Raw genomic sequence first — 12,269 nt, 5'->3', positions numbered from 1 at the left:
TGTTCCAACGAGGCTCCCTTCCTTTCCCTCCGGAGGGGGGAAAGGTGGCGCTGCGAAGCAGCGACGGATTGGGGGAAGCCGGTCGGTCGACGGGCGCAGCACCGGGGCCTGAAGAACTTCCGGGACGCCCGCCCTTGTCAGGCGCGCTGGAGATTGGCGAGAATGATCTCACGCCAGACGCGGGTCGGCGTTACCCAGGCATCCCAGGCATTGTACTTGCCCGCATAGACTACGGCCGCGATACCCGCCTCGGGCATCAGCCAGAGCCGCTGTCCGCCATTGCCGAAGCCGGCATGCCAGGGCCGCAGGGCGTTGAACGCCGGCGCGGGCGCGTCGCCGATGAACCATAGCCGGCCATAGCCAAGGCCATCCGTCGTCGAGATCGCCGGCGTGAATGAAGCCTCGATCCAGCCTTCCGAGACGATGCGCCGGCCGTTCCACTCGCCCTTGCGAAGGAGCATCTGGCCGATCTTGAGCAGATCGGGTGCAGTGAGCCTGAGCCCCGAGGCTGCCGAGGCGACGCCATCGTTGCCGGCCGACCAGTGGAAACGCCCAATGCCGAGCGGCTCGAAGAGTGCTTCACGCGCGAAGTCCGGCAGCGATTTGCCGCTGCTTCTCTCGATGATGGCGCCAACGAGCGCCACGCTGCCACCCGAATAGATCCAACGGCTCCCGGCTTCCACGATGATCGGTCGTTCGAGGACGAAGCGATAGCGATCGGGGGCAAGCTCCATCGCGATCTCGCTGTTCAGTGGATCGCTGTAGGGACGGTTCTCGTCCCACTCCATGCCAAGGGTCATCGTCAGCGCGTGGCCGATGGTGATCTTGGCGCGGGCGGGGTCGGCGGTGAGATCGGCATATTCGGGAAACTGTGCAACAAGCGGTGCTTCGGGCGGCGGCACCAATCCTCTGTCGAGCGCAATGCCGTAAAGCAGGCTGACGATACTTTTCGTCACCGAGCGGAGATCGTGCAGCGTGTCGACGTCGAAAGCGACATGCCCGAGGGGCCGCCCCCATTCCTCATCGGCGCCTTCCGCATAGTGTTGCAGGAAGACTTGTCCGGCGCGGGCGGCGAGGACGACGTGCAGATCGCGCAGCAAGCCAGATTCGATACCAGCGAGGAGCTTGCGGTGGATGGTGGGATCAAAGCCGAGCGCCTGCGCCGTATCTCCGTCCGGGAATGACGACGCAGAGTCCTGTGCGACAGTCATGAACGTTCACTCCGTGTTTGACGTCGCGCAACCCCAGTCGCGCGGCAATCTTGCCTTCAGGAATGCCCCACTACTTCAACAAGACGCCCTATTTCACCGACACACTCGGACCGCCCTCGACGGCCAGCACCAGCCGACGGTTGGTGATCCTTGCCAGCTGCGCCAGGCGCCCGGCTGGCCGCTCGCCATAGAGATCGGCCAGCGATGCAGGCAAGACCAGCGCCAGCAGGCCGTTGCCGCGCTGTTCCCATTTCAGCCTGGGCATGATGCCCGGCATCGACGCCGTCAGCAGGTAGACGACTCGCATCATCGCGGCGAGCACGCGGGCGCGCTCCAGATAACGCGGCGGAGCCAGCGCCTTGATTTCGGGCGCGATGGCTTCGTTGAAGATGCCGTCGTGACGGTAGGCGTTGGCCATTGCCAGGAAGGCACGGCCGGGATGGTCAACACCGAAGAAGGACGCGTGGGCAATGATGTTGAGCGACTGCTTGCCGCGATATTCGGGATGCGCGCGCCAGCCGATGTCGGCCAGCAATGCGGCCGCATGGCGATAGCGTGCCTCATCCTCGGTCTCGTCGATGCCGAAGGCGGCAAAGGTCCTGGCGGTCCAGTCGACAAGTTCATGCGCATGGGTGACGGAGCGCGAGCGCAGCCGGGCGAGTTCCTCCGAGGCCGAAATCAACGGATCGGCCTTCTGTTCGGCCTCGTCGAGCAGCGAATAGAGAAAGCCTTCGCGCACGCCGAGCGCCGAGACGATGATCTTCGACGGCTGCATCGCCGCCATGATCTCCTGCAGCACGATGGCGCCATAAGGCAGCAGCGAACGGCGGTTCTTGGAAACGCCCTCGATCCCCTTGACCTTCTCGATCTCGGCTTTGGCCACCTGCTTGAGGAAATTCGCCGCGCTTTCGGCGGATATCTCGTAGTGGTGCATGACGCCGAGCGGATAGTTGGTCATTTCCATGTGCAGCCGGGCGAGATTTCGCCAGGTGCCGCCGACGGCGTAGAAGGGTCTGCCCTGCCCGCCTTTCAACAGCTTTGCCTTCGCGAGTTCGTCACGCGCGATCTTCGCCGCCTGGGTCAGCGAATTCTTGGCCATGTCCTGCAGGCGCAGGCCGCCCAGCGGCAGCGTTATGCCGTCGCCGATCGCTTCACCGTCGACATCGACCAGTTCGAGGCTGCCGCCACCCAGATCGCCGGCGATGCCATCCGCCGGATGGAAACCGGAAATGACACCAAGCGCCGAATAATAGGCTTCCTGACGGCCGCTGATCACACGGATCTCGGTCTTCAGCACGTCCTCGGCGCGGTGAATGAAATCGGGACCGTTGATAGCCTCACGGGCGGCGGCGGTGGCCAGCACATACATCTGTTCGGCGCCGGCCTGGTCGGAGAGCGCGCGAAAGCGGCGGAACTCTTCCATCGAGCGGGTCACCGCCTCGGGGTCGAGCTTGCCGGTCGAAACGATGCCACGGCCGAGACCGGCCAGCATCTTTTCGTTGAACAGCATGGTCGGCGAACGCGCCAGCCCCTCATAGACGACGAGACGGATCGAATTCGATCCGATGTCGATGATGGACAGCGGTCGGCGGTCCTGCAGCCGGCCCTGGGAATCAGACAGCATCAGCCGGACGCTGCGGCGTTCTTCTTGCGACGCTTGAACTGCGCAATGCGCTTGGGCGCATGCGACTTCAGCGCGTCACCCCGTCCCGACAGGCTCGGATTGGTCATGAAATATTCCTGCGCGTTGAACGGTTCCTCACCCTCCTCCAGCACCACGCGCCGGGAGGTTCCATCAGCCAATACGTCGAAACTTTGCTGATTGTCCATGATGTTGCCCAGCATGATCTGGCCAAGGATCTGTTCATGCACAGTTGGATTGGTAATCGGCACCATGGTCTCGACGCGGCGGTCGAGATTGCGTGGCATGAGGTCCGCCGATGAGATGTAGACGATCGCCTCGTCCGACGGCAGGCCGTGGCCATTGCCGAAGCAATAGATGCGGCTGTGCTCGAGAAAGCGGCCGACGATCGATTTGACACGGATGTTTTCCGACAGGCCCGGAACCTGCGGCCGCAGGCAGCAGATGCCGCGCACGACAAGGTCGATCTCGACGCCGGCGCGGCTGGCATCATAGAGCGCGTCGATGATGATCGGATCGACGAGCGCGTTCATCTTCATCCAGATGCGCGCCGGCTTGCCTTCCACAGCATAGGCAATCTCGTCGGCAATATGCTTCAAGATGCGGCTTCTCAGCGTGAACGGCGAGATCGCCAGGCGCATTTCATCCGTCGGTTCGGCATAGCCGGTGATGAAATTGAAGAGCTGGGCGACATCACGCGCTATCGTCGGATCGGTGGTGAAGAAGGACAGGTCGGTGTAGATGCGCGCGGTCACCGGATGGTAGTTGCCGGTGCCAAGATGCACGTAATTGCGCAATTTGCCGTCCTCGCGCCGCACCACCAGTGACATTTTCGCATGTGTCTTCAGCTCGAGGAAGCCGAACACGACCTGCACGCCGGCACGCTCGAGGTCACGCGCCCAGCGGATGTTGGCTTCCTCGTCGAAGCGCGCCTTGAGCTCGACCAGCGCCGTAACCGACTTGCCGGCCTCGGCCGCGTCGACCAGCGCGCGCACGATCGGGCTGTCATTGGAGGTGCGGTAAAGCGTCTGCTTGATCGCCACCACTTCCGGGTCGGCCATCGCCTGGCGCAGAAACTGCACCACCACGTCGAAGGATTCGTAAGGGTGGTGGACGACGATGTCCTTCTCGCGGATGGCGGCAAAACAGTCGCCACCATGCTCGCGGATACGCTCGGGAAAGCGCGGATTGTAAGGCGTGAATTTGAGATCGTCGCGGGGAACGGCGACGATTTCGGAGATCTGGCTGAGCGCCAGCGGACCGGTCAAGACGCTGATGCGGCTCGACGAGACACCAAGCTCGCCGGCGACGAAGTCGCGTAGTTCCGCCGGCATCAGTATGTCGAACTCGATCCGGATCACCGAGCCGCGGCGGCGCCGCTTCAGCGCCGTTTCGAACAGGCGCACGAGATCCTCAGACTCTTCCTCGACCTCGATATCACTGTCCCGGATGATGCGGAATGTGCCGGAGCCCTTGACCTCGTAGCCGGGAAAGAGCTTGCCGATATAAAGGCCGACCGCCTCTTCCAGCGGGATGAAGCGGACATGGCGCTTGCGGTCCGGCAGACGGATGAAGCGCTTCAGCGCCACCGGCAGGCGCAGCAGCGCGCTCATCTCTTCGCCGTTCTTGCGATGGCGTAATTGCAGCGCCATCGAGAAGCCGAGATTGGGGATGAACGGGAACGGGTGCGCCGGGTCGATCGACAGCGGTGTCAGCACCGGAAACACCTGCTCCTGGAAATGGTCTTCCAGCCAGATTTTCTCGTCCTTGGTCAGCGCATCGCGGGTGATGGTCTCGATGCCTTCCTTGTTGAGCAGTACGGTAAGCGCCGAAAGGCTCTTCTGCTGGTCTTCCTGCAGCCGCTCGACCTCACGCAGCAACTGTTCCAGCTGCTGTTCGGGGGTGCGCCCGTCAGGACTTTTCAGCACGATGCCTTCGCGCACCTGGCCGGCGAGGCCGGCGACGCGCACCATGAAGAACTCGTCGAGATTGGCGGCCGAGATCGACAGGAAACGGACACGCTCCAGCAGCGGATGATTGAGGTTCAGCGATTCTTCGAGAACGCGCCGGTTGAACTGCAGCCAGGAAAACTCGCGATTGACGAAGCGATCGGGATTGCCCCCCTCCGGGCTTGCCGCCTCGACGTTGATGAATTCGCTCTGCACCGGCTTCAGTTCGTTCATATTCCGCTCTTCCACACCGTCTGCCGGCTAGGGCGCCGCGCGCCCTCCAGGACGCGCAAAGGACGCTCCACCACTCCAAGGCGACGCATGATCCTTTCCGAAAACCGACGTCGGTTTTCCGGGTCATGCGTTAACCGGCTTAACTTATCCTCTGACAGGGTTTTGCGACAGTTTCATTTCATCGAACTTGCAAAGAGGCCTGTTATGATCCAGATGCAGAAGAGACTGCGTTAAGGAGACGACGATGGCAGGCGGTTCCATTCCCCATTTCCAGAACGATGCGGGCTACCCGGCTATCGACATCGGCGTCAAGGAATTCATGTGCACGGGCGCCAACCCGCCTTTCGATCACCCGCATGTCTTTCTCGACATGGGCGACGACAATGAAAAAGTCTGCCCGTATTGCTCGACGCTGTACCGCTATTCGCCCAAGCTGAAGGCGACGGAAACGCTGCCGGCCGGCTGCATCTATATCGATCAGGCCGCCTGATTCCTTCGCGACAAACCCGATGAACGAAACGCGCTCCCGGCAGGTCGTCATCGCCGGGGCGGGCGTCGCCGGGCTGACCGCAGCGCTTGCTTTCGCCAAACACGGCTATTCCGTGCAGGTGTTCGAACAGGCGCAGCGCCTGGAGGCGGTAGGCGCCGGCCTCCAGCTTTCTCCCAATGCGACGCGCATCCTTGGCCAGCTTGGCGTGCTCGACCGGCTGCTGCCGGCAGCGGTGCGGCCGGAAGCCGTGGTGTTGAAGGACGCCGCATCGCTGCGCGAACTGGCACGCGTGCCGTTGGGGCAAGCCGCCGAGACGCGCTGGCAGGCGCCCTATCTCGTTGCTCACAGGGCCGATCTGCAGAGCGCACTGATGGCGCGCGTTGCCGAGATGCCGGATATCCATCTCACCACCGGCGCCCGCATCGGCAGCGTTGCCACCGGCACCCATGGCATCACGGCGACGGCCGAGATCGACGGCGGAACCATTACGGCCGAGGGCTTCCTGCTGGTCGGCGCTGATGGCGTCTGGTCCTCGGTGCGCGGGCTTGTCGATTCGGCCAAGGGGGCTGCCTCGCCAAGAAGCCGCTTTTCCGGCGAACTGGCCTGGCGCGCCACCGTGGCAGCAGACAGCGCCGCCGGACAAGCCTTTGCAGTGATCGGCGCCAAGGACTGCGTCACCACTTTCCTGCACCCAGGCTTCCATATGGTCGCCTATCCCGTCAGCAAGGGTGACGCCTTCAACCTCGTCGCCTTCACCAAGGGCGAACGCATTGCCGAAGGCTGGTCCGGCCATGCCGACCCCGGCATCCTGACCGATGCCACGCGCGGCACGGCGCCTGGCCTTGCAAGGCTGGTGGAAGTGGCTGGCCCGTGGCTGACCTGGCCACTCCATACGGTCGACCAGAAGCAACCCTGGACAATGCCGAACGGCATCGCGCTGATCGGCGATGCCGCACATGCGATGACCCCGTTCGCGGCGCAAGGCGCGGCCATGGCGATCGAGGATGCGGCGACACTTGCCGATATCATCGCCGACTTGCCTGCCGATCCTCTGGCCGCGCTTGCCGTCTGGGAGCAGTCACGGCGGCCGCGTGTCGCGCAGGTCGCCCGACGCGGCGCTGTCAACCGGCTGGCCTGGCATGCCGCGGGTCCAGTGGCGATCGCGCGCAATGTGTTCCTGATGATGCGCTCTCCGGAAAAGCTCGCGGCGGATTTGGACTGGCTTTATGGGTGGCGGGCTCAGAAGATCATTCGACGCTGAGCGTACAAGCACAATCGGTTGGTGGGACAGCACCCCCCTCTGTCCTGCCGGACATCTCCCCCGCAAGGGGGGAGATCAGCCGCCACCACTGCTTTCGCCAATCACCGACGTCGCGAAATGAAGTGAGGCGTCGCAACTGCCAATCTCCCCCCTTGCGGGGGAGATGTCCGGCAGGACAGAGGGGGGTGTGAAGGAACGCGACGCTTGCCAATTCGCGGAATGCCCACGCTAATTATACAGCCGCATCGACAGACCGAGCGATACCGGCAGCGGGTTCCACCAGCCGGTGCGCAGGCCGGCGGTGCGCAAGGCGGCCGCCGTCCAGGTGTTGCAGCCGACCAGCGCGTTGAAATGGCCGTTGGCTTCGTAGAAGCCGTCGAACCTGGAATAGGCCGCGTCCGGAACAAGGATCGGACCCTTCGGCCCCCGCTGGAAACTCGCATCGATGAAATCGAGCAGCGCCGCGAAGCGCTCCTCGCCGATATCGAAGCCGGCAATGGGACGCCCTTCGTCGATGTCGCCGGCGACATCGACATGCACGACCGACGCGTCGAGGGTCAGTGCCTTCATCACCGGCACCGCCTTCAACTCAGACCATGTCGGCGTCTGCAGATAGAAGGCGCGGCCGCCCCAGCCAAAGACGATGTAGCGGATCTGCGGACTGTCGGCCGGTATGCCGGCGTCGACCAGGAAGTGGAAGCGCTGGCGCACGGTATCATCGACCGGGATGGCGATGTCCGTGTGGATCGGGTTCTTCAGCATCAGGATGCGGTGCGTGTCGGCGGGGGCTGCGGCGGCCGGCCGCCACAGCGGCCGCGGCACGAGAGCGCCCATCATCAGAGCGAGCGCAATGACGATCAACAGAAGGCCTAGAAATCGTCCCAGCTTTTTCATGAATGGCGGCCCTGCAAACGCGTCCCGGCGCCACGAGCCGCCTGCCTTCTGGTCATCCATACGCAAAAAAGCCCGGCACTGTTTCAGCCGGGCTCTTTGTGATCATCGGAAGGCTAGTGCAGGATCTGCGACAGGAACAGCTTTGTGCGCTCGTGGCGCGGGTGGTCGAAGAACTCGGCCGGCGTGTTCTGCTCGACGATCTGGCCCTGATCCATGAAGATCACGCGGTTGGCGACCTTGCGGGCAAAGCCCATCTCGTGGGTGACGCACAGCATGGTCATGCCTTCTTCGGCGAGCCCGACCATCGTCTCCAGCACTTCCTTGATCATTTCCGGATCGAGCGCCGAGGTCGGCTCATCGAACAGCATGATACGCGGGTTCATGCACAGCGAGCGGGCGATAGCCACGCGCTGCTGCTGGCCGCCGGACAGCTGGCCGGGATATTTGTGGGCCTGTTCCGGAATCTTGACGCGCTTGAGGAAATGCATGGCGATTTCCTCGGCCTGTTTCTTCGGCGTCTTGCGCACCCAGATCGGCGCCAGCGTGCAGTTCTCCAGGATGGTCAGATGCGGGAACAGGTTGAAGTGCTGGAACACCATGCCGACCTCGCGGCGCACCTCGTCGATCTTCTTGAGATCGTTGGTCAATTCCTTGCCGTCGACGATGATCTTGCCCTTCTGGTGCTCTTCCAGACGATTGATGCAGCGGATCATCGTCGATTTGCCGGAGCCCGAAGGGCCGCAGATGACGATGCGCTCGCCGCGCATCACTTTCAGATTGATGTCCTTCAGCACGTGGAATTCGCCATACCATTTGTGCATGGCGATGATGTCGATGGCGACATCGGTGGTGGAAATCTGCATCTTGGCGGCGTTGACCTTGATCTCTTCCGCGCTGACGGCATTTTCGGTGGCCATGACAGGGTCCCCTTGTTCTTTTGTTTAGCGTTTGTGGCCGGTGTCGAGCCGGCGTTCGGTGAACATTGAATAGCGCGACATGCCGAAGCAGAACAGCCAGAAGACGAAGGCCGCGAAGATCAGGCCGGACCTGGCCGTCTGCGCGGTTGCCCAGTTTGCATCGGAGAAGTTCTGTTTGACGATGCCGAGCAGATCGAACATCGAGATGATGATGACCAGGCTGGTGTCCTTGAACATGCCGATGAAGGTGTTGACGATGCCCGGGATGACCAGTTTCAGCGCCTGCGGCATGACGATGAAATACATCTTCTGCCAATAGCCGAGGCCGAGCGAATCCGCACCTTCATACTGGCCCTTGGGGATCGCCTGCAGGCCGCCGCGCACCACTTCGGCCATATAGGCGGCGGCAAACAGCGAAACGCCGATCAGCGCCCGCAGGAACTTGTCGAAGCTGACGCCGGCCGGCAGAAACAGCGGCAGCATCACGCTGGCAAAGAACAACACGGTGATCAGCGGAATGCCGCGCACCGTCTCGATGAAGACGACGCACAGCGTCTTGATGATCGGCATCCTGGAACGGCGGCCGAGCGCCAGCACGATGCCAAGCGGCAGCGACACGGCAATACCGACGAACGACAGGCTGAGCGTTACCAGCAGCCCGCCCCACATCGAGGTTTCGACATGCGGCAGGCCGAACATGCCGCCGACAAGCAGAACGAAGGCGACCACCGGCAGCACGAAGAACAGCAGTATCGCATTCAGCCCTTTACGAGGCACCTTCGGGATAAGCATCGGCACCAGCAGCGCCACGAACAGGATGGCGACCAGAATCGGCCGCCAGCGCTCCTCGATAGGATAGCGCCCGACCATGAACTGGCCGAATTTGGCATTGACGAAAGCCCAGCAGGCGCCGGTCCAGCCATCCGGCTGGATGCCGCCTTGCGCCACCGTTGCGCATACGGTCCGGTCAGGTCCGGTCCACACGGCGTTGATGAACGCCCAGTTGATGATTTGCGGCAGGATCATCGCCACCAGCGCGATGCCGGCGATTGTCAAAATGGTGTCGCCGGTAGAAGCGATCAGGTTCTTGCGCACCCACGCACCGAGGCCAGTGACACTGGCGGGCGCCGGCTGCGCCAGCACCATTTCGGTGCGCACCCAGGACATATCATTTTCTTGCATGTCCTTACCTCACCTCTCCACCAGCGCCATCTTGGCGTTGAACCAGTTCATCACAAGCGAGGTCAGGAGGCTGATGGCCAGATAGATAACCATCATGATCACCACGCCCTCGACGGCCTGGCCGGTCTGGTTCAGCACTGTGCCAGCGGTCGCCGTCAGGTCCGGATAGCCGATGGCGATAGCGAGCGACGAGTTCTTGGTCAGGTTGAGATACTGGCTGGTCAGCGGCGGAATGACGATGCGCATGGCCTGCGGCACGACGACCAGCCGCAGGATCGACCCAGGCCGCAACCCCAACGCGCCGGCAGCTTCCGTCTGGCCCTTGCTGACGCCCCTGATGCCGGCGCGTACGATCTCGGCAATGAAGGCGGCGGTATAGCAGGATAGCGCCAGATACAGCGACAGGAACTCCGGCCTGACCTGGAAGCCGCCGGTCAGGTTGAAGGTCGATTGCTTGGGGTAATCGAAACTCAAGGGGAAGCCGCTCAGCGCATAGGCGAGCAGCGGCAGCCCGACGATCAGCGCCAGGGCTGTCCACAACACTGGAAATTGCTGTCCGGTCGCCATCTGCCGTTGCCGCGCCTTGCGCGCGACGAACCACGCCATGGCGATGCCGACAAGCAGAGCGACGAAGATCAGCCAGGAGCCGTCGCCCCAGACGGCGCGTGGAAAATAGAAGCCGCGCTGGTTGAGGAAGGAGCCGAACGGCAAATTGATGCTGTCGCGTGGTGCCGGCAGCACGGCCAGCACGCCGGAATACCAGAAGAAGATGACCAGCAATGGCGGGATGTTGCGGAAGACCTCGACATAGACCGTGCAGATCTTCCTGATCAGCCAGTTCTGCGAAAGCCGGCCGATGCCGACAATGAAGCCGATGATTGTCGCGGTAATGATGCCGACGACGGCGACGATCACGGTGTTGAGGAAGCCGACCAGAATGGCGCGGCCATAGGTCGAATCCGATGAATAAGCGATGGCGCTCTCGCTGATGTCGAAGCCGGCGCGGCCCTTGAGGAAGCCGAAGCCTGAAGCGATGTGCAGGCGCGTCAGATTGTCGATGACGTTGTGGGCAATCCACCAGACGCCCGCCACCAGCACGACGACGACCACCGCCTGGAAGAATATGCCCCGGACTCTTGGATCGTTGATGAAGGAACCGCGGCTGGGCTCCTCGCGAAGAACTTCCTGCGATGCCATTCGACCGTCCTCTGGAAAGAGAAACCGGAAGGCAGATGACCTGCCTTCCGGATCACATTTCGATCAGCGGATCGGCGGAGCGTACTGCAGGCCACCCTTGGTCCACAGCGCGTTGATGCCGCGCGCGATCTTCAGCGGGCTGCCCGAACCGACATTGCGTTCGAACATTTCGCCATAATTGCCGACGGCCTTGACGATGTTGACGACCCAGTCGTTGGAGACGCCGAGATCGGTCCCGATCTTGGTATCGGCTTCCTGGCCAAGCACGCGCTTGATCTCCGGGCTGGGCGAGTTCTTCATTTCATCGACATTGGCCTTGGTGATACCGAGTTCTTCCGCCTGCAACAGTGCGAAATAGGTCCACTTGACGATGTGGTACCACTGGTCGTCGCCCTGGCGCACGGCCGGTCCGAGCGGCTCCTTGGAAATGATCTCGGGCAGCACGACGTGATCGGCCGGCGATCCCAGCGTCAGGCGGATGCCATAGAGGCCCGACTGATCGGTGGTGTAGACGTCGCAACGGCCGGCGTCATAGGCGGCGTTGACCTCTTCCAGCTTCTCGAAGACGACCGGGTTGTACTCCATCTTGTTGGCCTTGAAATAGTCGGCCAGATTGAGTTCGGTGGTCGTTCCGCTCTGCACGCAGACGGCGGCGCCGGAAAGCTGCAACGCGGAATTGACGCCCGGCAGCTTCTTGGCATTGATCATGAAACCCTGGCCGTCATAGTAGGTGACGCCGATGAAATTCAGGCCAAGTGCCGTGTCGCGGTTGATCGTCCAGGTGGTGTTGCGCGACAGGATGTCGATCTCGCCGGACTGCAGAGCGGTGAACCGCTCCTTGGCGCTGAGCGGGGTGAACTTGACCTTGGTGCCGTCACCAAAGACGGCGGCCGCGACAGCGCGGCAGAAATCCGCATCGATGCCCTGCCAGTCACCCTTGTCGTCCGGCGCCGAGAAGCCGGCCAGGCCGGTCGAGACGCCACACTGGATGAAGCCCTTCGCCTTGACGGTATCGAGCGTGGTTGCCGAGGCGGCCGACGCCATCAACCCAAGTGTGGCGGCGCCAAGAATGCCGATAGCAATATGTTTCATGACCCACAGACCCTTTTCTCTGTTTTCAGGGCAAACCCTGATTTTTTTCCCGTGTGAATGCAGTTCCCATTCCGGCCCATTTCCGGAACCCCGCGTCGTAACCGACGCGCCGCCTCCCATTCACGAATGTCATCGAAGGCGATAATTCCCGTGAGGTCAAGGGAAATGACCGAAACCGAAAGAGTTTGAAAACCGATTGG

General features: G+C 62.4%; 10 protein-coding genes. 2 read left to right on the top strand and 8 right to left on the bottom strand.

The window, feature by feature from the left end; translation table 11 throughout:
- Positions 1-137 precede the first annotated feature (137 nt).
- The 3 genes from NKJ06_RS01060 to NKJ06_RS01050 form a co-directional block, all read right to left on the bottom strand.
- Entirely contained in the window at positions 138-1,211 is a 1,074-nt protein-coding gene (locus NKJ06_RS01060) for a serine hydrolase domain-containing protein (RefSeq protein ID WP_352627274.1), read from the bottom strand.
- 88 nt (positions 1,212-1,299) lie between these two features.
- A complete protein-coding gene (gene ppx, locus NKJ06_RS01055) occupies positions 1,300-2,835 on the bottom strand; it encodes an exopolyphosphatase (RefSeq protein WP_352808615.1) in 1,536 nt (511 codons plus the stop codon).
- The gene (locus NKJ06_RS01050) at positions 2,835-5,036 is read right to left on the bottom strand and encodes an RNA degradosome polyphosphate kinase (RefSeq protein WP_352808613.1); all 2,202 of its coding nucleotides are present in this window, start codon (positions 5,034-5,036) and stop codon (positions 2,835-2,837) included. The genes ppx and NKJ06_RS01050 overlap by 1 nt, the downstream gene beginning before the upstream one ends.
- A 244-nt stretch (positions 5,037-5,280) precedes the next feature.
- On the opposite strand from NKJ06_RS01050, the gene NKJ06_RS01045 reads away from it, so the two are divergent.
- Both NKJ06_RS01045 and NKJ06_RS01040 read left to right on the top strand, forming a co-directional pair.
- Positions 5,281-5,526, top strand: coding sequence for a zinc-finger domain-containing protein (locus tag NKJ06_RS01045; RefSeq protein WP_023761953.1), 246 nt, complete (start codon positions 5,281-5,283; stop codon positions 5,524-5,526).
- 19 nt (positions 5,527-5,545) lie between these two features.
- On the top strand, positions 5,546-6,787 hold the full coding sequence (locus tag NKJ06_RS01040) for an FAD-dependent monooxygenase (RefSeq protein WP_352808611.1): 1,242 nt from the start codon (positions 5,546-5,548) through the stop codon (positions 6,785-6,787).
- Between the two features lie 228 nt (positions 6,788-7,015).
- On the opposite strand, the gene NKJ06_RS01035 is transcribed toward NKJ06_RS01040, so the two are convergent.
- The 5 genes from NKJ06_RS01035 to NKJ06_RS01015 all read right to left on the bottom strand — a co-directional run bounded on the left by NKJ06_RS01035 (position 7,016) and on the right by NKJ06_RS01015 (position 12,069).
- On the bottom strand, positions 7,016-7,681 hold the full coding sequence (locus NKJ06_RS01035) for a TIGR02117 family protein (protein WP_352808608.1): 666 nt from the start codon (positions 7,679-7,681) through the stop codon (positions 7,016-7,018).
- Positions 7,682-7,794: 113 nt separating this feature from the next.
- On the bottom strand, positions 7,795-8,544 hold the full coding sequence (locus NKJ06_RS01030) for an amino acid ABC transporter ATP-binding protein (RefSeq protein ID WP_031260969.1): 750 nt from the start codon (positions 8,542-8,544) through the stop codon (positions 7,795-7,797).
- Positions 8,545-8,622: 78 nt separating this feature from the next.
- Positions 8,623-9,780: an amino acid ABC transporter permease gene (locus NKJ06_RS01025; protein ID WP_352808606.1), complete on the bottom strand. Its 1,158-nt coding sequence runs from the start codon at positions 9,778-9,780 to the stop codon at positions 8,623-8,625.
- 9 nt (positions 9,781-9,789) lie between these two features.
- On the bottom strand, positions 9,790-10,977 hold the full coding sequence (locus NKJ06_RS01020) for an amino acid ABC transporter permease (protein ID WP_352627266.1): 1,188 nt from the start codon (positions 10,975-10,977) through the stop codon (positions 9,790-9,792).
- A 63-nt stretch (positions 10,978-11,040) separates the two neighbouring features.
- On the bottom strand, positions 11,041-12,069 hold the full coding sequence (locus NKJ06_RS01015; RefSeq protein WP_352627264.1) for an amino acid ABC transporter substrate-binding protein: 1,029 nt from the start codon (positions 12,067-12,069) through the stop codon (positions 11,041-11,043).
- Between the last annotated feature and the right edge of the window lie 200 nt (positions 12,070-12,269).

It is taken from the genome of Mesorhizobium sp. M0293, from assembly GCF_040321735.1.
Classification (GTDB): Bacteria; Pseudomonadota; Alphaproteobacteria; order Rhizobiales; family Rhizobiaceae; genus Mesorhizobium.
The sequence above is the reverse complement of the archived record's forward strand: the minus strand, read 5'-3'. Positions and strand labels throughout refer to the sequence as shown.

Bases quoted from the DNA above. Each gene is read 5' to 3' on its own strand.
- NKJ06_RS01060 (WP_352627274.1), bottom strand. From the start codon at position 1,211: ATGACTGTCGCACAGGACTCTGCGTCGTCATTCCCGGACGGAGATACG.
- ppx (WP_352808615.1), bottom strand. From the start codon at position 2,835: ATGCTGTCTGATTCCCAGGGCCGGCTGCAGGACCGCCGACCGCTGTCC.
- NKJ06_RS01050 (WP_352808613.1), bottom strand. From the start codon at position 5,036: ATGAACGAACTGAAGCCGGTGCAGAGCGAATTCATCAACGTCGAGGCG.
- NKJ06_RS01045 (WP_023761953.1), top strand. From the start codon at position 5,281: ATGGCAGGCGGTTCCATTCCCCATTTCCAGAACGATGCGGGCTACCCG.
- NKJ06_RS01040 (WP_352808611.1), top strand. From the start codon at position 5,546: ATGAACGAAACGCGCTCCCGGCAGGTCGTCATCGCCGGGGCGGGCGTC.
- NKJ06_RS01035 (WP_352808608.1), bottom strand. From the start codon at position 7,681: ATGAAAAAGCTGGGACGATTTCTAGGCCTTCTGTTGATCGTCATTGCG.
- NKJ06_RS01030 (WP_031260969.1), bottom strand. From the start codon at position 8,544: ATGCAGATTTCCACCACCGATGTCGCCATCGACATCATCGCCATGCAC.
- NKJ06_RS01025 (WP_352808606.1), bottom strand. From the start codon at position 9,780: ATGCAAGAAAATGATATGTCCTGGGTGCGCACCGAAATGGTGCTGGCG.
- NKJ06_RS01020 (WP_352627266.1), bottom strand. From the start codon at position 10,977: ATGGCATCGCAGGAAGTTCTTCGCGAGGAGCCCAGCCGCGGTTCCTTC.
- NKJ06_RS01015 (WP_352627264.1), bottom strand. From the start codon at position 12,069: ATGAAACATATTGCTATCGGCATTCTTGGCGCCGCCACACTTGGGTTG.